The organism is Endozoicomonas sp. ALC013, assembly GCF_049310205.1.
Classification (GTDB): Bacteria; Pseudomonadota; Gammaproteobacteria; order Pseudomonadales; family Endozoicomonadaceae; genus Endozoicomonas.
Genome location: NZ_JBLYNS010000092.1, coordinates 1 through 20,893 on the forward strand (window position 1 = coordinate 1; position 20,893 = coordinate 20,893).

A 20,893-nucleotide genomic window follows, 5' to 3' on the forward strand; every position below is an offset into this window, starting at 1 on the left:
TACCGGCCACATCGGTGTAGTTCTGGCGGGTCAGCTGGCCTGCGGCATCGTAATCCCAACGGCTGGTACGACCATTGGTTTTGCTCAACGGATGACTTTACCTTGTGCATCCACCTGGAGCAGCCGTTTGGCGGTATCATGCTGGTAAGTAGTTTCAATGCCTCGCGGGTCGGAGCTGCTGGTCAGCAGGTTATTAGCCCGGTAGGGGTGCCAGGCACATTGCGAGAGTACTGAGTTCACACCCTTCGATACTTAGACAAGCTCAAAACTCAGGACGAAAAGAGTGGAACCAAAGAAAGGTTGAAGTTATTTAAGGACTATTATTTAGCGCTATTGAGGAGGAATAGGGGCTCCCATGATTAACATAGAAGCCAGCAGCGCTACACAGGCTGCTCTATTTCTTTCCACCCTGTGTCAGCAGTTGTCGGAGTACAAAATAGTTTGATCAGTTACCTTAAAGCTTGATAATTCTGGCTGTAGCCTTTTGTTTATCCGCCTTCTGTGTAAATTTCGGCCTGTTTTTTTATCAAACTATAGTGTCAACCTACAACATTACTGCCACCAAATACCCGAATTATTCAACCGTCACACTTTTGGCCAGGTTGCGCGGCTGATCAACATCGGTACCCTTGATAATCGCCACATAATAAGAGAGCAGCTGCAGGGGAATGGTGTAAAGAATCGGGGCAACCACTTCCGGCACCTCGTCCACTGGCAGAACCCGGACACCTTCGGTCTCGGTCAGGTTGGCCTGTTTATCCGCAAAGACAAACAGCTGTCCGCCTCTTGCCCGCACCTCTTCCATATTGGATTTCAGTTTTTCCAGCAGGTCGTTGTTCGGTGCCACCACAATCACCGGCATATCGTTATCGATCAGTGCCAGTGGGCCATGCTTCAGTTCACCGGCCGCGTAGGCTTCGGCATGGATATAGGAAATCTCCTTAAGCTTCAAAGCCCCTTCCATGGCGATGGGGTACTGGGTACCACGGCCCAGGAACAGACTGTGATGCTTATCGGCAAAGGCTTCCGCCATGGCTTCAATGTCATCACTCAGGGCCAGGGTACTCTTGAGGATGTGTGGCAGATTCCGTAATGCTGAAACAACATTGGATTCCTGTTCCGGAGTCATTCCCGTATGTCGGCCAATGGCCGTCACCAGCATCAGCAGTGCCGTTAACTGGGTGGTAAATGCCTTGGTGGAAGCCACGCCAATTTCTGCACCGGCCCGGGTCATCATGGCGATATCCGATTCCCGCACCATGGAAGAGCCCGGCACATTACAAATGCTCAGTGAAGCCATATAGCCCAGCTCTTTCGCCAGTTTCAATGCCGCCAGCGTATCGGCGGTCTCACCGGACTGGGAGATGGTGACAAACAGGCAATCCTCCGGCACAAAGAATTTCCGGTAGCGGAACTCAGAGGCAATCTCAACACGGCAGGGAATACCCGCCAGCTCTTCAAACCAGTAGCGAGCCACCATACCGGCATGGTAACTTGTACCGCAGGCGACGATTTGCACGGCACGGGTTTTATTGAGGATCTCCTGACCTTCTTTGCCCAGGATATCGAGATTCAGCTGATGCTCGCCCAGTCGACCTTCCAGGGTATTGGCGATGGCTTCCGGCTGCTCGTGGATCTCTTTCAGCATGTAGTGGCGATAAGGGCCTTTATCACCAGCATCATGTTCAATGTCGCTGTCCCGGGCATCTCGCTCAACAGGGTTGCCAGCAGCATCCAGAATCGTCACCCCGTTGCGGGTCACTTCCGCTACATCGCCTTCTTCCAGGAACATGAATCGGCGGGTCACCGGGAACAGTGCCAGCTGGTCGGAGGCGATAAAGTGTTCGCCAATACCGACCCCAATTACCAGTGGGCTGCCGGAGCGAGCGACCACAAGACGTTCATTGTCGTTGCAGTCCATCACCACCATGCCATAGGCACCTTCCAGCCTGGCTACCGCTTTCTGCACGGCGTCGAGCAGGGAGTCACTACCCTTGAGTTCCAGGCTGACCAGATGGGCAATAACTTCCGTATCGGTATCCGAGGTAAAGACATAGCCTTCGCCCTGCAGAAACACTCTTAATGCTTCATGGTTTTCAATAATGCCATTATGAACAACGGCAATATGATCTTCTGATACGTGAGGATGGGCGTTACGCTCACTGGGTGCACCATGGGTGGCCCAGCGGGTATGGGCAATACCGGTGCCGCCCCGAAGCGGGTTCAGGGAAACTGCTTCGGCCAGCTCAGATACCTTGCCGGTACGCCTTTCTCTGTGAAGTTCGCCATTGTCGTTAATAATAGCGACACCTGCTGAGTCATAGCCCCGGTATTCCAGACGACGAAGCCCTTCCAGCAGAATATCTGCTACATCTCTTTGCGCTACAGCACCAACAATCCCACACATAGTTGTCGATCCCCTGGGTCATCATAAAGGTTGCAAAAATCATCAGGGAGTGGATGACCTGAGAGTCATCTCCCCCTTCCTGTAAATCTCAGTCTTTCTTTACCGGGCGCTGCCAGCCTTCGATATTGCGCTGCTTGCCACGTGCCACGGCCAACTGATCATCGGGAATATCTTTGGTAATGGTGGAACCAGCACCGGCGGTTGCACCACGCCCAATGGTCACAGGAGCCACCAGCGAACTGTTGCTGCCGATAAAAGCGCCATCGCCAATCACCGTCCTGAATTTATTGACACCGTCGTAATTGCAGGTAATGGTGCCAGCACCAACATTCACCTCATCGCCAACTTCAGCGTCGCCCACATAGCTGAGGTGATTGACCTTGCTGCCTTTGCCAATCACGGTTTTCTTGATTTCCACAAAGTTGCCGACCCGGGCTTTTTCCTTAAGTTCGGTGCCTGGCCTCAATCGGGCAAACGGGCCAACCTCACACCCGGCAGCGACAACCGCATCTTCAAGAATGGAGTGTGCCTTGATAATGGCACCTTCCCCGATAACAGAGTTGCGAATCACACAACCGGGTTCGATATAAACGTTATCCGCCAGCTCAACCTTGCCTTCGAGAACCACATTGATGTCCAGGGTAATGTCATGGCCAGTCTTGACGTCGCCACGAATATCCAGACGATGTGGGTCAATGATCGTGACACCATTCACCATCAGGTTATTGGCCAGCTGCTGTTGCCGGGCACGTTCCAGCTCCATCAGCTGGACACGACTGTTAACACCTTCCACTTCAATTGGGAGCTGCGGCTGAACGTGAATGACCGGGGTATCTTCGGTCACGGCCATCGAGACAATATCGGTGAGATAGAACTCATGCTGGGCATTTTCATTTTTCAGGCCATTAACCCAGCCACTGACCTTATTGCCGGGAATGGCCATGATGCCCGTATTCACTTCATTGATGGCCAGCTGCTCCGGGCTGGCGTCCTTATCCTCAACAATGGCCTGAATATTGCCAAAACCATCGCGGATAATCCGGCCATAACCGGAAGGGTTGGCCAGGTTAATGGTCAGCAGGCCGAGGCGCTCACCGTTACTGGCCGCCAGCAGAGACTGCAGGGAAGAGGAGTGAATCAGGGGAACGTCGCCATAGAGCACCAGCACCACATCGGCACCTTTGCAGCCCGGCAGTGCCTGCTGCACAGCATGGCCGGTACCCAACTGCTCTTCCTGTACCACCCAGTTAAGATCGTAGTGGCCCAGTGCCTGTTTTACCTGCTCTGCGCCGTGACCAATCACCACATGAATCTTGCCGTCACCGACTTTTCTCTGCGTGTGCAGGGCACTGAGGATCACATGCTCCAGCATGGGCTTGCCAGCGATACGATGCAGCACCTTTGGCAGTTTGGATTTCATGCGGCTGCCCTGCCCGGCAGCAAGAATAACGATATCAGCTCTCATGGTAGCCTCGGTCGACAAAGTGCCCCAACGGGAGCATCTGCTTTATAACTGTTTCGTCTGGTAACGTAAAAACAAAAGCACTTTCAGGTATCAAGCCTGATAAATCGGAGTGTTTTTTGGGAGAAAAATACCAGAACAGAAATTATGTTTTTCTGAAATGTCAGGAATATTGAACGATTGGAGTCATTGGAATAACTGTCACAGTTATCCAACCACTGACTCCTGAATGCTCGAAAATCTACTTCACTTCAGTAGGTTAATCACAGTGCGTAAAAAGACAACCCTTTATGTCATAAAATAATTGACAACAGCGCAAGCAACAGCAGTACCGACAGCACGGTTTACCCGATGTTTGACCTGGGTATTCCGGAAACAGGATTCATACTTTGCCTGACCACTTTTTCCAGCCGGTCAAGCTCATTCACAATCACTGGTTGTCTTTTATAATAAGTCCTGCATTCAGCAATTCTGCACAGGGGATTGACGCCTGAGAACTCTTCGTCAATTGTATGCTCACCGGTCTGATCACTGATCAGGCGACCATAGTCAAACTTCAATTGCTTCACCAGATCCCTGACCTCTCGGGTGGTAAAATTCTCCGGCTTCAGGCGGGCAATGGCCGCAGAAAAACCTTCCGCTTCCCGGTAGATAACAGAAACCGGCAAATGGTCAGATAACCCGCTTTCCAGATCATCAGCAACATCCAGCCCCAGTTGCCGTATTTCGGTATGGGATGCCCATTTTTTTTCAATGTCCCTGTAGACCAGCTGGCGGTCATAAATACAGTGGCTTGCCACCTGGGGATGTGCTTTCCAGCGTTTGCTGCCCCACGGGTAACGCACTTTGTTTCCGGCTCCGAGATACCATGACCCATCCGGCTCCCGACGATCTGCCGTCTTGATGGCTGCCTGGTCGCTATTGACAAAAAATGACTCGCTGCGCTCAACCAGCCGGGTATCATTTTCTTCATCATGGGTCTCGTAGTAACTGTCAGTAAATTTTTCCCCCAGTGCTTTCCTGCCCTGTTGATACTGTTCGTTTTTAATGACCCTCCCCTGCTCATCTGACCGGGCAATGTTCAGGTCTCCCATCAGGAAGATGCCATGATGGTGTCTGTTATTCCGCCTGTCGTTATCGCTATCCGCCTCAACCCACCGTCTGATCTGCCTCAACTCGCCAACGCGGATCGCATCATAGGTTTGACCGTCCTTAGCCTGAAGGTGGGTATTGTAAACCACGGCCGTTTTATCGTTACCGAGATCCAGTACGATGCGCAGCAGCCCTTTATTGGCCAGCTGGTCTTCTGCGGCCAGATCAGAGAAAGGCCGGAATGACACCTCCTGTACGGAATATTTGCTGGCAATGGCCAGGCCACTGTTCAACCCGGTTTCCCGGGGGGCAACACTGTGCACAATATGATGGTAGTGGCCACTGAGATCCTGGCAGAGTCGCTTCGCCGCCTGCTGGTCAAACATCTCCTGGAAGCAGACAACATCAGGGATAACGTCAGGATTGCAGGTTAATGCTGCGGCAATCTCCCCACTGCGCTGCTGTGATGAGCGCAGGTCGTTGAGATTACGGATAAACGACGGCATCAGACCAGTGTTGTAGGTCATCAAATGCAGACCCTGCTCAGGATAATAGACGGCAGGTGGCACAGAAGACTGAATCAGGGAAATGTCCTTCCTGAACAGGTTGCCAATCATGCGCAGGGAGAACCCCAGGATTCCCAATGCCAATGAAGGCACCAGAAATAAGGTGACGGCAGTCACCCGGGCTACTTTCCTGGCCCACAGTGGTACATTTTTCGTCTGTTTTTCACCCTCGGAAGACGGGCTGCTTTTGCCGGGTTGGTCATGGGCAAACAGCCTGGTTGCCGAATCGGCAACCAGAGAAACCGGTCGGGACAGAAACCGGCCAAGGTAATGGCAACCACGGCCAAAGCGGTTGTGAGAATAAACATAGTGATTATCTCTGGAAACATAATCGGTCTGAGCTTGCGCTGGCCGGACTTCAGGCATGAAATCTCCACGGGTTTGTCTGCTGCTTATATCAGCCATCGACAATTACGCTCGCCACTTAAAAGACTGTCGCACCGTTTTGCCTCCAAACTGCCTGCACCATCGAAAAAATACGATTCCCGGATATTTTTTCAGCAAGAAACAGTAAGAAGGCTATTCTTGCCCAAGGTCAGAAACCTTTGGCGTGCCGGGCTGGTTGCCAATCCTCCTGCCCTTGGTGAAAATGCGGGTTTTCTGACAGGCACTGTTTATGACTCCGACCACATTAACCCGATACCCGTGCTATGAATCTTGATACTCTGGAAAATCTTGGTCTTAGCCAACGGGAAGTCAGTACTTATCTGGCCCTTTTAAAACTTGGCTCAGCATCCATCCGGGATATTGCTGCGCAAACCGGCATCAATCGTGGCACCACCTACGAAACCCTGAAAGACCTCGCTGGCAAAGGTGTTGTCAGTTACTTCCCGAAAGGTAAGCGTCGTATCTTCTCGGCTGAACCTCCGGAAAAGCTGCTGGAGCTGGCGGAGGAAAAACGACAGTCTCTGGACACTACCATTGAAGAGATGAAGCTCAGGCTGATCCCGCAACTGAACCATCTCAAGCCGGATTTCAGTGCAGGGAATGTCCGCTTCTACGAAGGAGACAGTGGCATTGAGTTTGTACTCAAAGACATTCTCAATACGGTAGCCCGGCAACAAGACCGGGAATACAGTGTCTTTTCCTCCAAATTGATTCGCCAGCACCTGTACCGCCCGTTTCCCAACTACACACAGCAGCGTATCCGTAAGAATATCAAGGTGCGGGTGATTGCCATTGGTGAAGGCGGGGAAGATGCCGGACTGTCTGAGCGCAAGTGGATTGATGCCAAAGGGCGCATGGATGCCAGCTATATTGCGATATATCCGCCAAAAGTTGCGATGATTTCCCTGGGTTCCAGAAATTACCCGGTCGCTGTCGTGCTGGACTCACCGGAAATTGCCGCAGCTCAGCAAATTATCTTCGAGACACTGTGGAGTACGCTTTAATTGGCCACTCTGGATTGATCGGGCAGCTGGCAAGAATTCATCAAAATCTTTTCTATACTTGTCACACATCGGGCCTGTGTTACTAGTACATGGTTTCAATGAGTTTGAGGTGTACAATCTCCGTTCACCCTGAGCGTCCTTCGGCTCCGCTCAGGATGCACGGACGAAGGGTGCTTGGCACGATCTATCAGAGTCCTGAGTTTCCGCCTTTAGGCCCTATGGGTCCTTCGACAGGCTCAGGACGAACGGAGTGCGGTGGCACGGCAACCCGTCAAACTCGTTGAAACCATGTACCATGAGGTTTCACAGGCTTCCCTCTTCAATGTCACTGCTCACTGTTGAGTCTGAAACGGAGTCTGATTGTGAAAAGCTACTGCCTGAAATTATGGTGGCTGATCTGTGTCGCCGCTCTTGTTCCCCTGCTTACTCCCACCGCCCTGGCCACAGACCATAACGATGGAACGCCCCTCAGTAATGACTTCAAGTGGATGAATCTGAACCTGATGTATGCCTACAAAGAGCTACCTCGAAAAGAAGATGAAGCCAAGGATGGGCATGACTATCTGGAGCTGGAGTTTGGTGGGCGTTCAGGCATTCTTGATCTGTATGGGTACGTGGATGTGTTTAATCTGACCAACCGGGATAACAGTGATAAGAAAAACAAACCCAAAATGTTCATGAAGTTTGCCCCACGGTTATCACTGGCAGGGTTGTTTAATAACTTGCCCTGGGGGCCGGTGACAGATGTTTACCTGGCTACCCTTTTTAACTGGGGTGGCGGTGGTGGCGCTAACTTCGACCCTGTCAGCAAAAAAAACATTCCGGGAGAAGATGCTAACAGCTCATTCTGGGGTATTGGCTCCGACCTACAGGTTCCCTGGTTTGGCAAGATGGGGCTCAACCTGTATGGATTTTATGATCTTAACCGAAAAGAGTGGAATGGCTACCAGGTGTCTACTAACTGGTTTACGCCATTTTATACCTTTCAGAACGGCTCATTTATCAGTTACCAGGGATACCTTGATTATCAGTTTGGAGGTAAACAGAACAAGACTCTCTATCCCAACAGTGAAAATCCTGACAAGGATCATGCAACCAGTGGTGGGGCAATGTTCAATGGTCTTTACTGGCACTATGACAAGTTTGCACTGGGTTATGGTTTAAAACTGTATTCAAATGTTTACCTGATAAAAGATGGAGGTAACGCATTTGGAGCCAAAACCAAAGCAAGCGGCACCAGCCATTTCTTTGCGATCAGCTATAAATTTTAATAACTATTGCTGACAATTCTGTTCCTTTCAGTTTACCCGGCAAGGATGCCAGCCTTGTAGAATCCCTATTCAAATCGATAATTCATTGCTTACAGAATACTTGCAGGATAATTAACTCATAAAGACACAAGTACCAGAGAACAGATGTTATATTGGAGACAACTCTTCCCGGAAGTCATCTTTATGCAGTCAAAACCGGCGTGCACAGCAGTTACGCAGCATAAATCCTGGCCGAAACTGATCATCAATGCCTTATTAGCTTCTGTGCTTGTTGCATTGGCTTATTTCTGGGTCTCACAGGAAAACCAGAAACCCGGTTACATTTATGATAAGACTTACAAGCTGACCATTCTTAACACCAGTGAGCTTTCCCACGAATATGACAATGGAAAGTCAAACAGCAGTGATCAACTGATTCAGCGGCAGGCGCTGATCAATAAAATACGCAAAGAAGTAGAAGCCGATGGCGGGAAATTATTGTTACTCTCCGGAGGAGAACTCAGCACCAATGATGACATCCTGAACCTGAAACAACTGAACCAGCTGGGCTATAACGCCATGGCGGTGAGCCCATTGTTATTTGATGAGCCGCTGAACAATATTCGCAATCAGGAAGCCGCTGCTGACTTTCCTTTTTTGTCCGCCAACCTTTATGAATCTGAAACAGGCCGCCCCGTGTTTGATGCCTACGCCCTCTTTGACTTCGATGGGCTACGCATTGCCGTTATGGGGATTACCAGGCCGGGCGCTGTTAATGATGTCGTTTCAGAGTACCGCCGGGGTATTGAACTGATTGATCCGGCACTGGCAACGTCAGAGCTGATACCCTATCTGAGAAGACAGGCAGACATCGTAATTGTTGCCACTCATGCCATCCATTACCCAAAACTGATCAGATCTGGTAGCAAGCCAGTGTTTCCGGTAGCCAAAATGGAAGGTATTGACCTGCTGGTAGGTAATAGTGCCCTACCCCACCATGAGTCTTACCATAGGAATGAAACCGGTACATCTTTAAATGCATCTGAATGCTGCTCGGCCATTAAAAGAATTGATCTGGAATTTCGTAATGGGGAGTTAAAGAAAATAAACTCATTAAAAATCAATCTTATTAGCCAATTAGAATCAAGACCTGGCTATTGAGTACATCATTTAATTTAGACATGGTTATTAATGAGACCATAGTAATAAAATATTTTTTTACATTCGCTGAATCAAACACCATTATCTTATTCTATCGGTTAATTTCTCTCAGCTTCTGATAAAGCATCTATACTTGCTCTACTCAATCACAATCATTGATTAAGCAGGTATCTATTTTGACCCGTTTAAAACCCTATTTATTATCTTATGCTGTTGCTCTTTTCAGTGTGCCTGTTATAGCCAGTGACAGTTATGATTCATTTATCAGTGATGCCAAAATCGATGGCAAAGTACAGAGTGTATTTTTCGATGATGAGAATACCACTGACAATATAACCAAAGGTGCATGGACAGGTGCTGTATGGCTTAATGCAGAGACCGGCTACCTTGCTGACGTTGTCAGTGTTGGAGGCTCGGCCTACCGGGTTGCCAAATTGGATATGAAGCATGGTAATGCCACCTCCAGCAACCTGCTGAATGCTGATAACGAAGGCTTTGGTAAAATCGGTCAGATATGGGTGGGTTTCAAACTGCCCGACAGCTATGAAGGCCTGTCTGCCGATGTCAAAATTGGTCGTCAGCTGCTTGAAACCGGTCTGGTCACCATCTCAGGCTCCCGTTCGGTTCCCAGTGCCTGGCAGGGAGTGGATGCCAGTGTTGCAATGGACGGTTTCAAAGGCAAGATTGCCTGGTTAAATGAAGTTTCCGGAAGAACTCAGTCAGGCTTTCACTCTATTGTGAATGAAGACGGTAATAAAATTGACTGGGTAATGGGCATGCAGCTGGGCTACACCTTTGAATTAGCCAACCAGAACAGCCTTGAACTCCAATACCGTAATGGTCTTGCAGATAACTATTTAACGGCTCATAACGGTAATGTCTGGTTAAAAATGCCCCTTTATGAGGGTTCAGAGCTGACTCTTGGAGGGATGTACTTCTATGCCAAACAGGATGGAGACCTCTGGGGAGCAAGTGAGCGGGATGGCTCATTTGAAAAAAAGGCGGAATTAGGAAATCTGAATGCAACCCTCAATAGCGGTCCATGGACATTTAAAGCAGCCTTCAATTATACAAAAGCCAACACAGCATCTAACTCTAATGGTTATCACACTATAGGCCATTACAACTATAACTTCGGTGATAACACCCATGGTGTCTGGGATGTACCCACTTCCGCCAACATATCCGACTTTAATTTCAATAAAGAGAAAGCCTGGCTGATTGGGGCTGAATATGATTTCAGTGATATTGGGCTTGAAGGTTTATCACTGGGTTACAACTTCGTCTATGGATCAGGAATGAAGGCAAAAGAACTGAATGGTACTGCACATGACGTTGCCGAACACGAGCATGACCTGACCATGAAATACAATTTTTCCCAATGGGGAATGAAAGACCTGCAATTCAAACTTGAATATGGCTATTACAGGAATGATGAAGCATTCCGTAAGGCTACCGGTCAGAATGAATCAGAAAAACTGCGAGCCTGGTTAAGCTACAACTTTACTATCTGATCATTGATACTCCATCTGGTTTGTTTTATCAGGCAGCTCTGTTGAGCTGCTTTTTTATCTACTGATTTAATTCACTATTTTCGGTTTTCAGATACTCTTTTGATAGCTGACAGGCACTATAATCAGCGATAATTATCGTTATTTTTTTGTCTTAAATCGGTAGCCTGCCGGAGTTATCAATGAATTTGATGTTCCAAACCCGCCAGCTGACGCCTCCAGCAAACGATGGATACTGGACCTGGTTGTAGAGCAAGAGTGGGTTGATGATCAGTCCATGCAGAGCATGGAAACGAAGGGGGAAGGCACAGCCACTGAATAAAGACTGAAGCAACCACCCTTTCACTCCGCTCAAGGTGAGCGGAGGTTTACCTATCAAACGCATTGAAATTACAGCAGGGACTTCAGCGCAACTTCAATCATCTCATTGAACGTTAACTGACGATCTTCCGGTGGCAGTGCTTCTCCGGTACGGATATGGTCACTGACAGTACAGATGGCCAAACCCTGTGCGCCAAACTCAGCACATACGCCGTACAGGCCAGCCGCTTCCATCTCGACACCCAGTACACCGTATTTCTCCATGGTATCAAACAGGGTTGCATCCGGGTTGTAGAACAGATCCGCAGAGAACAGGTTGCCCACTTTCACCGGCAGGTTCATGGCACGGGCAGCATTCACGGCATTTTCCAGCAGCCCATAATTGGCAATCGCCGAAAAGTCGTGGTCCCGAAAACGCATGCGATTCACTTTGGAATCTGTACAGGCACCCATACCGATCACAATGTCGCGAACCTGAACGTCCCTGGAAATAGCCCCACAGGAACCGACGCGGATCAGGCTCTTAACACCGTACTCGGTAATCAGCTCTTTGTAGTAAATAGACGCCGAAGGAATGCCCATACCAGACCCCATAACAGACACCCGGACACCCTGGTAGGTGCCGGTAAAGCCCAGCATGTTACGCACATCCGTTACCTGTTCGGCACCTTCCAGGAACGTTTCGGCGATATGTTTGGCACGCAGAGGATCCCCTGGCATCAGGCAGACATCAGCAAAGGCACCGGGCTTGGCATTAATATGAGGTGTCACGGTTAAATCCTCGTTCTCGATAAAACACGACGATCAAAGTGCATCAGGGATGGTTTCCTTGACGCGGATAAGGAATTGTCCCGAAATAATTTCGACATTTTGAACTCGATCTCCGTTCATCCTGAGCTTGTCGAAGGATGCTTGGCACGATCTATCAGAGTCCGGAGTTTCCGCCTTTCGACAGGCTCAGGACGAACGGAGTGCAGAGGCACGACAACCCGTCAAACTTATTGAAACCATGTACTAAGTGGCAATGGCCAAACTTAGCCCTGCCTGAAGATCTCAGGCAGAAACGATGTGCCGTAGTCCATGGGCTCCAGCTCAAAATAGCTGGCCAGTGTCTGCCCGATATCGGCAAAGGTTTCCCGCTGACCCAGGGCACATGGCATCAACTTTTTACTGTATGCCAGAACAGGAATGTGCTCACGGGTATGATCCGTTCCGGGCCAGGTTGGGTCACAACCATGGTCTGCCGCGATAATCAGAAGATCATCGTCGCCCATATAATAAAACAGGTCTGGCAGCATGGCATCCAGCTGCTCCAGCGCACCGGCATAACCGGCTACATCTCGGCGGTGCCCGAACGAAGAGTCAAAATCCACAAAATTGGTGAAGATAATGGTGCGATCACCCGCTTCAATCAATGCTTCACGGGTTGCTTCAAACAGGGCTGGAATACCCGTTGCCTTTACCTTTCTGGTAATCCCCTGGTTGGCAAAAATATCGGCAATCTTGCCAATACTGACCACTTCGCCACCACTGGCTACCAGCTTATCCAGTACCGTGGGTGCCGGGGGCAATACAGAAAAGTCCCGACGGTTGCCGGTGCGCTGAAAGTCCCCTGCATCATCACCAATGAATGGTCGGGCAATCACACGTCCGATGTTGTATGGTTCAAGAATCTCACGGGCAATCTTGCAGACGTCAAGCAGACGATCAAGGCCAAACGTTGCTTCATGGCAGGCAATCTGAAAGACGCTATCGGCCGATGTATAGACAATCGGCTTGCCGGTTTTCATGTGTTCTTCACCCAGCGCTTCCAGAATGCTGGTACCCGAAGCATGACAGTTGCCCAGAACCCCCGGAAGTTCGGCTTTGTCGATCAACTCATCCAGCAGTTCCTGCGGGAAACTGTTTTTCTCATCGCGAAAATAGCCCCAGTCAAACAGCACCGGAACACCTGCCATTTCCCAATGGCCGCTGGGTGTGTCCTTGCCACTGGAGAGTTCTTTGGCATAGCCATAAGCACCGATAATCGGCATATCATTGACCATCCCCTTGGGGAACTCACCACAGGCGTCCCTTGCCGCATGAACCAGGCCAAGACTGGACAGCTCCGGAAGGGTTAACGGGCCTTGTCGACCAATATCTGCCTCGCCATCGGCACAAGCCCGGGCAATATGTCCAATTGTATTGGAGCCAACATCGCCAAATTTATCAGCGTCTTCCGTAGCTCCAATACCGAATGAATCCATCACAAGGATAATTGCACGTTTCATTCGCTACTCCTGACCTGCAATGGTTATGACCGCTATTTGTTGATAAAAATGCACCTTCCGGCTTGTTTCCAAACCCGTGACCAGGAGCCTGTCCGAGAATAGACTGCCCTACCGGCAACTGCTCCTGCGTTGCTCTAGCTCCTGCCTCCATGCAGTCGTGCGGTGGCAGCAAATTGGTCTAAAAATTCCGTTTTGCTCGGCAAATAGCCCCGCTATTCACCTCACAAAACGAAATTTTTATCCTCAATTTTCTGCCATCCTCGCTACGGGGTCGCCTAGACGGGCGCTATTCTCGGACAGGCTCCTAGGAGGTGCATTGTCAGCTTAAAGCTGTTGGTAAACCAGAGAATGGGTTGGCGGCACCTGTTCAGCAAAACTGAGTGCACCTCGAAGCATATCTGCCGCCTGGTTCCATGATGCTTCTGAACTGGCATGAAGCATGGCAATGGGCTGTGAAGGATCAATCCTGTCACCCAGTCGGCAAATTTCCGTAAAGCCTACTCCATAATCAATGGTATCAGAAGCAACTTTTCGACCTCCGCCCAACTGCACCACGGCCATGCCCACTTCCCGGGTATTCATGGCGGCAAGATAACCCTCGGCCTCCATGTACACGGGCTTAACGATGGCCGCAGTGGGCAGGTAATTGTTGTACCGTTCAACGAAGTCCGACGGACCACCAAGACCGTGCACCATTCTGCCGAAGACATCAGCCGCCTGACCATTGTCCAGTACGGCCTGTAGTTTTTCCCTGGCTTGCTCAATTCCGGCAGCAAGCCCCCCGGATACCAGCAGCTCTGCGGATTGTGCCATGGTAATTTCCAGCAGGCGGTCATTGCGATATTCACCCGTAAGGAATTGCACGGCTTCACGAACCTCAACCGCATTCCCGGCAGAAGAGGCAAGGCACTGGTTCATATCCGTCAGCAATGCCGTTGTTTTCACCCCGGTCCCATTGGCTACCTGAACGATACTCTGCGCCAGTTCCACCGACTGCTCGAAGGTTGGCATAAAGGCACCGCTGCCTACCTTGACATCCATTACCAGGGCATCCAGCCCTTCTGCCAGTTTTTTCGACAAAATGGAGGCGGTAATCATGGCAATGGATTCAACCGTTGCCGTCACATCACGAACACCATAAATGCGTTTGTCCGCAGGAGCCAACTCGCCAGTCTGGCCGACAATCGCAACACCGGTCTCCCTGACCACTTTCCGGAACAGCAATTCTGAGGCACTGGTCGTATAGCCGGGAATACTGTCCAGTTTGTCCAGCGTGCCCCCGGTATGCCCAAGACCACGGCCTGAAATCATCGGCACAAAACCACCACAGGCGGCTATCATGGGGCCAAGCATCAGGCTGACCACATCGCCAACACCGCCGGTGGAGTGTTTATCCAGTATGGGGCCCGGGAGATTATCTGACGACCAGTCCATCACCTCGCCGGAATCACGCATGGCACAGGTCAGGGCAATTCGCTCATCAATATTCATCCCCTGAAAGTACACGGCCATGGCCAGCGCACCGATCTGGCCCTCCGACACCGAGTTATCCGTGACACCGGCAATGAAACTACGAATCTCCTGCTCGCTCAGTGCCTCACCTTCACGCTTACGTCGAATAACTTCCTGTGGCAGAAACATATCAGTACCCTTCTTTGCTGGCTTCACCCTGTTTCAGGCCCAGGGCAATCAACAGATTCCCCAGCAGACTGCTGGCACCAAACCGGTAGTGACGTGAGTTTACCCAGCCATCGCCCATAATTTCATCCGCCATGTCCAGGTGTAATGCCGCGTCTTCTGCGGTTCTGATACCTCCGGAAGGCTTGAAACCAACCTGTGTGTTGCCACTGTCGCGGATGGCTTCCAGCATGATCCGTGCGGAGTCTGGTGTCGCATTGACCGGCACCTTGCCTGTCGAGGTTTTAATAAAATCAGCACCGGCTGCAATAGCGATGTCACTGGCCTTACGAATCAGGGCAGGGTCCTTCAGCTCACCGGTTTCAATAATCACTTTCAGCAGGACCTGTTGTTGGCCACTGTCGTCAATACCGCAAACATCTTTGCAGCGGCGAACCAGTTCGGCACCGACTTCTTCGTTGCCCGCCATCAGGGCCCGGTATGGGAATACCACGTCAACCTCATCAGCACCATAGGCAATCGCAGCCCTGGTTTCTGCGACAGCGATTTCAATATCATCCTCACCAGCAGGAAAGTTGGTGACCGTGGCAATAGCAACGTCGTTCAGGCCGAGGGCGTTCAGTGTTTTACGGGCAAGAGGGATGAAGCGGGGGTAAATACAGACAGCCGCCGTGTTTCCGGCTTCGGTATGGGCCTGATGGCACAGAGCAATGATTTTTTCCGGGGTATCATCGTCATTCAGGGAAGTAAGATCCATCAATTGCACAGCCTGACGGCTACGGGCATTAAGATCAGTCATGGGGCAACCCCTCTGGATAAATGGGCATTGACGGGTAGTTGAGAGTAGCAATGAACGGGAAGCCTCACTTCCATTCATTCGCCAGTGGAGCCTGATTCAATAGTATACCAACCAGTAATCTAAACCATTTTCTTTTATGAAATTTGTAGTGAAAAATTCTGAATAGAAACAGCACCGATCAGGTATTATTGCCAACCTTATCTACTCAACTCATTGTCGCCTTCTATGATCCCAACGGAAACGCTACAGATTGTTCGGGCTGTTGCCCATTTTCGTAACTTTACGGCGGCCGCCAGGCATCTGCATAAAGTGCCCTCGGCAATCAGCTATACCGTTCGGAAACTGGAAGACCGCCTGGGCGTACAGCTGTTTCTGCGCGATAGCAAACGCGTTGAATTGACACCCGCCGGTGTACACTTTATCGAACATACCGATAAACTGCTTGCCGACCTGGAGGAGCTTGAAAACAGTACACGACAACTGGCTACCGGATGGGAGAAGGAGCTGCGTATCGCCCTGGATAACGTGGTCAATCAGGGCAAGGTCTACGACCTGATCAATGATCTGCAGGAAGTTCGACCGGAAACCGAGCTGGTGATCAACACCGAAGTCTATAACGGTTCCTGGGACTCCCTGTTTCATGGCCGCTGTCAGATTGTGATTGGTGCCCCCCAGGATATCCCGGAAGCCATTCTCAACCAGGATCGTTTTGCCTGGCGCTCAATGGGTAATATGACCTGGGACTTTGTGGTTGCGCCAGACCACCCCCTGGCGGATCAACAAGAGCCTCTTTCCATGACAGAGCTTCAGGGGCACCGCTCCATCTGTATCCAGGATACCTCGCGCTTTTTCCGTCATGGCTACAACCTGCTGCTGGAAAACCAGCAGGTGCTTCTGGTACCCAGTTTCAGAGCCGCTATTGAATGCCTGCTAAGAGGACTGGGGGCCACTATTCTGCCCAACCACTTTGCCAGACCCTATATCGAAGCAGGCTTGCTGGTTCGCAAAGAAGTGCCAGACCTGCATTATAATGACGGCTGTCTGCTGGCCTGGAACCAGGAAAACATGGGGCAGGGCCTGAAGTGGGTGCTTGACTGGCTGGGCTCTGAGGCATGGCTGAATAAAGTCTGGCTGCAATACGATGAACAGATGCCAATGGGCTATCACGTCCCGTGAATGGTGCCACCCGCAAAAAGTCAGTCATACTGGCGGAGTTGTTAGACAATCTGCTGCAAAATCAATGGTATAAATGACTGACATTGACTTGCAGGGGAGTACCGCCATGGAATCGATCAGGCCATTTTTCGGTCAGCAGGAGTTAACCATACAGGATCTGAGCCAGGATATGGTTGGCCTGCACAGTATGGATAGTATAGATAACCCGCTGGGCTGCCATGACAGCACACTGGTGCAGATTGAGATGTACAGCCGGATGATCTGCTACGGCTTCAATAACCCATTCCCTCATTCACGTCTGCACCTTGCTTTCGCGCTTCTCAGCATTAAAAGCCTGTTGCATCAGATCAGTCTTGCCGAGCTGGTGATGGGTTCTGCCGAGATTAAAGAGACACCGGTCAAACAGGTACGCCCGGATATCCAGCATATGGAAAAGCTTGAAAAGCTGTTGGACTGTCCGATGATTGCCGGCAGTCTGCCAACTCTGAGAGAAGCACTTCGGTTTGTCCACAGCAGGGACCAACAGGAAATTTACAACATTCTCAGGCGTAAGCTGAAAGGAGAAGGTTAAATCCAAATGGGGGCACTTGCCCCCTTGACTATCGACTTAACGTGTCGCAACCACTTTCACACCACAATCATTCTCAACGGGCAGGCTGGCGTCCATTGCCGTCAACAACGAACCCGTGCTATTCAACAGGCGGAACTGGTTAAACAGTAGATCATAACGGGCATTGATTTCACTCTGACGGGCAGATGTATACTCATTCTGACTGTCCAGCAGATCAATGAGCGTACGGTTACCAATCAGGAACTGCTTGTCATAAAGTTCTCTGGATTTGCTCGCCTGAACCACATGCTCTTCCAGCGGCCGCAAACGCCGGGATCCATAATCAATCGCCACCCAGGCCAGACGAATCTCTTCCTCCACCTGACGACGAGCCCGGTTGCGCACTTCCATCGCCTCATTCACCAGTTTGGTGGTCTGGCTGCGGCGAGCCTTATCACCACCGCCGTTGTAGAGGTTATACGTCATATTCAGTTTAGCTACATGGCTATAGGTATCCCCTTTGCCACCATTGGCATCGGTATCCCAGTTGGCTCCCACCTCCAGTTCCAGGCGGGGCATAAAGGCACTCTTACTCGCTTCATATTGAGCTTCGGCCGCCTGCACATCTGCGCTGGCCAATTTCATCACCGGATGAATTTCTGTGCCCAACTTTAACGCTGCCTCCAGAGAAACCGGTGTACCTGCTGGCACTTCAGGCAACGTATAGGAAGCCGGGAGATTACCCACCAGACGCTGGTATTGTGTTTTTACATCACGAAGTACAGACTCGGCACTGATCTCATTGGCCCTGGCCAGCACCAGACGACTCTGGGCCTGAGCCACATCGGCCTCATTACTGCGGCCTTTGCGCCCCTGTTTTTCAATCAGTTCAACGACACGTTCATGCTCAGCGGAATTGGCCTGCATCAGCTCAACAACAGACTGCTGACGCATGACATTGATATAGGCCTGGGTCACCTGCAGTGCCGTATTACCGGCGACTGAGCACACCTCCTGGGCAGCGGACGCTTGCCTCGCCTTCTGACGATCCACCTCACTGTCAACCGCAAAACCATCAAACAACATTTGACGTGCAATCAGGGAGGCATCCCGGCGGGTTCTGTCCTGGTCTTTACTGTCAGCATCGCCCGCATTAAACGCACCAATCGTTGTACTGTTACGGCTGTTCTCATAACCAATCCCAGCCGTAAGATCCACACTCGGCAGATACCCGGCCTTAGCCTGGGTAATTTCATCCATACGGGCATCCGCTTCGGTAGTGCGGATCAGAATTTCCGGATTGGTCGCCAGCGTCTGGTTGATGGAATCCAGCAGGGTATCTGCCCGGGTATTGGCGGTTAACACTGCGGCAGACAACAGTGATACTTTTAAAAACGTCGGAAACATCCTTTTTTCGCTCCTTTTTTCTGATTCGAACTGTGGTTAGTTTCTATTTTGTCTTTAAACAATCAGCTGGCCGTTGTTAATCAGCTGTTGAAGTACATCATTGCCATCAATGCCCGATCCATCCAGGTCACTCCAGCCAATAGTATTTTCAAAAACAATGGTGAGCTTGTCTCCCGCACCATCCTGTGTATTTGCGGTAAACTCGATAGATGCGGTGCCGCTTTGGTAAGTTGCAGAAATTCCCTTCGCCTGGAGAGCCTCTGGATTAACAATTTCCTTAACATCAAAATCTACAAGACCAGAAAGATCCAGAACATCCGCATCACTGTTTTCGCTCAAGGGGTCGCCCAAAACAAAATCAGTGATGGTATCCATCTGCACAATTTCTCCATCCAGCAAGTCTGCAATTTTGAAAATAAACAGATCAGAGCCATCACCGCCAGCAAGTGTATCTTTTCCTTCACCCCCATCGATAAAGTCCTTACCTGCACCACCATTAATCGTGTCGGTCCCTTCATCACCACTGAGTATATCGTTTCCGCCCTTGCCATTTATGATGTCATTACCAGCAACGCCATTAATGACGTCGTTGTTTTCACCACCATCCAATGTATCAGCAATTTGAGTACCTGTTTTACGACTCTCTGGAAGAACATCCGGAAAAACAGTGTAGTTAAGATCAAGCACGCTTTCCGAACTGGTATCACCATCTTGATCCTGCGCAACCGCCGTAAAGGTCAGAGACACATTTCCAACAAAATTGGCTGCTGGTTGCAATTTCATATTCGCAAGAGTCCAGTTACTAATGTCGATGGAAGTGGAACCTGCCGTAGCGGTAAACGAATGAGTCCCGTCTGTTAGAGTAACGCCAACAGGAATGTCTGAAACAGTAACGATTAGACTATCATTGACGTTTACCGGCATAGCGGAAACATTCAACGGGATACTGGACCTTGCTTGGTAACCGACAGTCTCAACTCGAATATTGTCGATGATAGCGCCAGTAGTATCACTAAAGTCATCATCAGCAGCTTTTAGCTCGAAACGGGTATTTTCACCAGAAGCCACAAGATAAAAAGTATGTGTCTTAAGATCAAAGGTGTTTCCTGGAATAATGGTCGTAATCCTAGTCTTGTTAATGACATTGTCATTTGAATCAAGATCATGGACCCAGACTTCTACAGCAGACGCAAAGCCACTATTGTCTGTACGTATCGCATGGTCGAAGGTAAACTGAAATAATTCACCAGATATAGACTCAATATCTGCAAAGATATTGTTATCCCCGGTATCCGCTTTCAACTCCAAAACATGGTTTTTATCACTTTCTCCTCCATAAAAATCTTCTCTACCAATTTCCAGATCACCTCCTGCATTGTCTGTCTTAAAGCCTAAAGAGTCAGCTTCGACATCAATACGATACCCTTTCTCTGGAACCGTAACCTGAAAGTCAGTGTACAGGCTGGTACCTCTGGTGTTTGCATTAATACTGGGAGCGTCAGGTATCGTATCAACAGTAATCTGTACTGTAGCTCGGGATGTCTGCCCGTCGTTGTCGGTGATCTCGTAGGTGAAACTGTCGGCTAAGTTCTCACTGCCGTCATGCTGGTAACTGAAGGTGCCGTCTTCGTTCAGCTCCAGGCTACCGTGCTGTACGTTCGTCACCAGGCTGACCTTCACCGGCGTGTCCGTCAGGCCTGTGTCGTTCGACTTGACGCTGGTTGCGCCCCCCACCAGGGTCGTGGCCGTGCTACCTTCAGTCACCGTGATACTGTCGGCAACCGCCTGCGGCCTTGTATCACTGACCGGCGTCACCTCGATCTGTACCGTCGCCTCGCCCGAGCTGTTGGTGCCATCGGTGATGGTGTATTTGAAGCTGTCTCCGGTGGTTT

Annotated in this window: 15 protein-coding genes; 6 read left to right on the forward strand and 9 right to left on the reverse strand. The window is 50.2% G+C overall.

Annotation, left to right across the window (positions count from 1 at the left end; genetic code table 11):
• Positions 1-574: 574 nt before the first annotated feature.
• The 3 genes from glmS to ACO6V1_RS15805 all read right to left on the reverse strand — a co-directional run bounded on the left by glmS (position 575) and on the right by ACO6V1_RS15805 (position 5,893).
• Positions 575-2,407 carry a glutamine--fructose-6-phosphate transaminase (isomerizing) gene (gene glmS, locus ACO6V1_RS15795; RefSeq protein ID WP_422444674.1) on the reverse strand — a complete coding sequence of 611 codons (1,833 nt, stop codon included), beginning with the start codon at positions 2,405-2,407 and terminating at the stop codon, positions 575-577.
• Between the two features lie 88 nt (positions 2,408-2,495).
• On the reverse strand, positions 2,496-3,872 hold the full coding sequence (gene glmU, locus ACO6V1_RS15800) for a bifunctional UDP-N-acetylglucosamine diphosphorylase/glucosamine-1-phosphate N-acetyltransferase GlmU (RefSeq protein WP_422444672.1): 1,377 nt from the start codon (positions 3,870-3,872) through the stop codon (positions 2,496-2,498).
• Positions 3,873-4,213: 341 nt separating this feature from the next.
• Entirely contained in the window at positions 4,214-5,893 is a 1,680-nt protein-coding gene (locus ACO6V1_RS15805; RefSeq protein WP_422467561.1) for an endonuclease/exonuclease/phosphatase family protein, read from the reverse strand.
• Positions 5,894-6,177: 284 nt separating this feature from the next.
• Here ACO6V1_RS15805 and ACO6V1_RS15810 point away from each other — a divergent pair, with 284 nt between their 5' ends.
• The 4 genes from ACO6V1_RS15810 to ACO6V1_RS15825 all read left to right on the forward strand — a co-directional run bounded on the left by ACO6V1_RS15810 (position 6,178) and on the right by ACO6V1_RS15825 (position 10,843).
• Positions 6,178-6,918, forward strand: a complete 741-nt coding sequence (locus tag ACO6V1_RS15810; RefSeq protein ID WP_209278052.1) for a TrmB family transcriptional regulator — start codon at positions 6,178-6,180, stop codon at positions 6,916-6,918.
• Between the two features lie 362 nt (positions 6,919-7,280).
• Positions 7,281-8,189: an outer membrane protein OmpK gene (locus ACO6V1_RS15815; RefSeq protein WP_422467563.1), complete on the forward strand. Its 909-nt coding sequence runs from the start codon at positions 7,281-7,283 to the stop codon at positions 8,187-8,189.
• 183 nt (positions 8,190-8,372) lie between these two features.
• Positions 8,373-9,329, forward strand: a complete 957-nt coding sequence (locus ACO6V1_RS15820) for a hypothetical protein (RefSeq protein ID WP_422444666.1) — start codon at positions 8,373-8,375, stop codon at positions 9,327-9,329.
• 176 nt (positions 9,330-9,505) lie between these two features.
• Entirely contained in the window at positions 9,506-10,843 is a 1,338-nt protein-coding gene (locus tag ACO6V1_RS15825; RefSeq protein WP_422467565.1) for an OprD family outer membrane porin, read from the forward strand.
• Positions 10,844-11,230: 387 nt separating this feature from the next.
• Here ACO6V1_RS15825 and deoD read toward each other — a convergent pair whose 3' ends face one another.
• The 4 genes from deoD to deoC all read right to left on the reverse strand — a co-directional run bounded on the left by deoD (position 11,231) and on the right by deoC (position 15,868).
• A complete protein-coding gene (gene deoD / locus ACO6V1_RS15830) occupies positions 11,231-11,932 on the reverse strand; it encodes a purine-nucleoside phosphorylase (RefSeq protein ID WP_422467567.1) in 702 nt (233 codons plus the stop codon).
• Positions 11,933-12,195: 263 nt separating this feature from the next.
• On the reverse strand, positions 12,196-13,431 hold the full coding sequence (locus tag ACO6V1_RS15835) for a phosphopentomutase (protein ID WP_422467569.1): 1,236 nt from the start codon (positions 13,429-13,431) through the stop codon (positions 12,196-12,198).
• Positions 13,432-13,755: 324 nt separating this feature from the next.
• Positions 13,756-15,072, reverse strand: coding sequence for a thymidine phosphorylase (gene deoA, locus ACO6V1_RS15840; protein ID WP_422467571.1), 1,317 nt, complete (start codon positions 15,070-15,072; stop codon positions 13,756-13,758).
• 1 nt (position 15,073) lies between these two features.
• The gene (gene deoC, locus ACO6V1_RS15845; protein ID WP_422463044.1) at positions 15,074-15,868 is read right to left on the reverse strand and encodes a deoxyribose-phosphate aldolase; all 795 of its coding nucleotides are present in this window, start codon (positions 15,866-15,868) and stop codon (positions 15,074-15,076) included.
• A 225-nt stretch (positions 15,869-16,093) separates the two neighbouring features.
• Here deoC and ACO6V1_RS15850 point away from each other — a divergent pair, with 225 nt between their 5' ends.
• Complete coding sequence (locus ACO6V1_RS15850; protein WP_422467573.1) at positions 16,094-17,044, forward strand: LysR substrate-binding domain-containing protein; 951 nt, start codon at positions 16,094-16,096, stop codon at positions 17,042-17,044.
• Positions 17,045-17,117: 73 nt separating this feature from the next.
• Entirely contained in the window at positions 17,118-17,615 is a 498-nt protein-coding gene (locus tag ACO6V1_RS15855) for a hypothetical protein (RefSeq protein ID WP_422444652.1), read from the forward strand.
• A gap of 36 nt (positions 17,616-17,651) precedes the next feature.
• Here the strand turns inward: ACO6V1_RS15855 and ACO6V1_RS15860 are convergent, their stop codons facing one another.
• Together ACO6V1_RS15860 and ACO6V1_RS15865 are read right to left on the reverse strand one after the other, a co-directional pair.
• A complete protein-coding gene (locus tag ACO6V1_RS15860; protein WP_422467575.1) occupies positions 17,652-19,001 on the reverse strand; it encodes a TolC family outer membrane protein in 1,350 nt (449 codons plus the stop codon).
• A 54-nt stretch (positions 19,002-19,055) separates the two neighbouring features.
• Positions 19,056-20,893: Ig-like domain-containing protein (locus ACO6V1_RS15865; RefSeq protein ID WP_422467577.1), on the reverse strand; the 1,838-nt coding region annotated here is incomplete at its 5' end.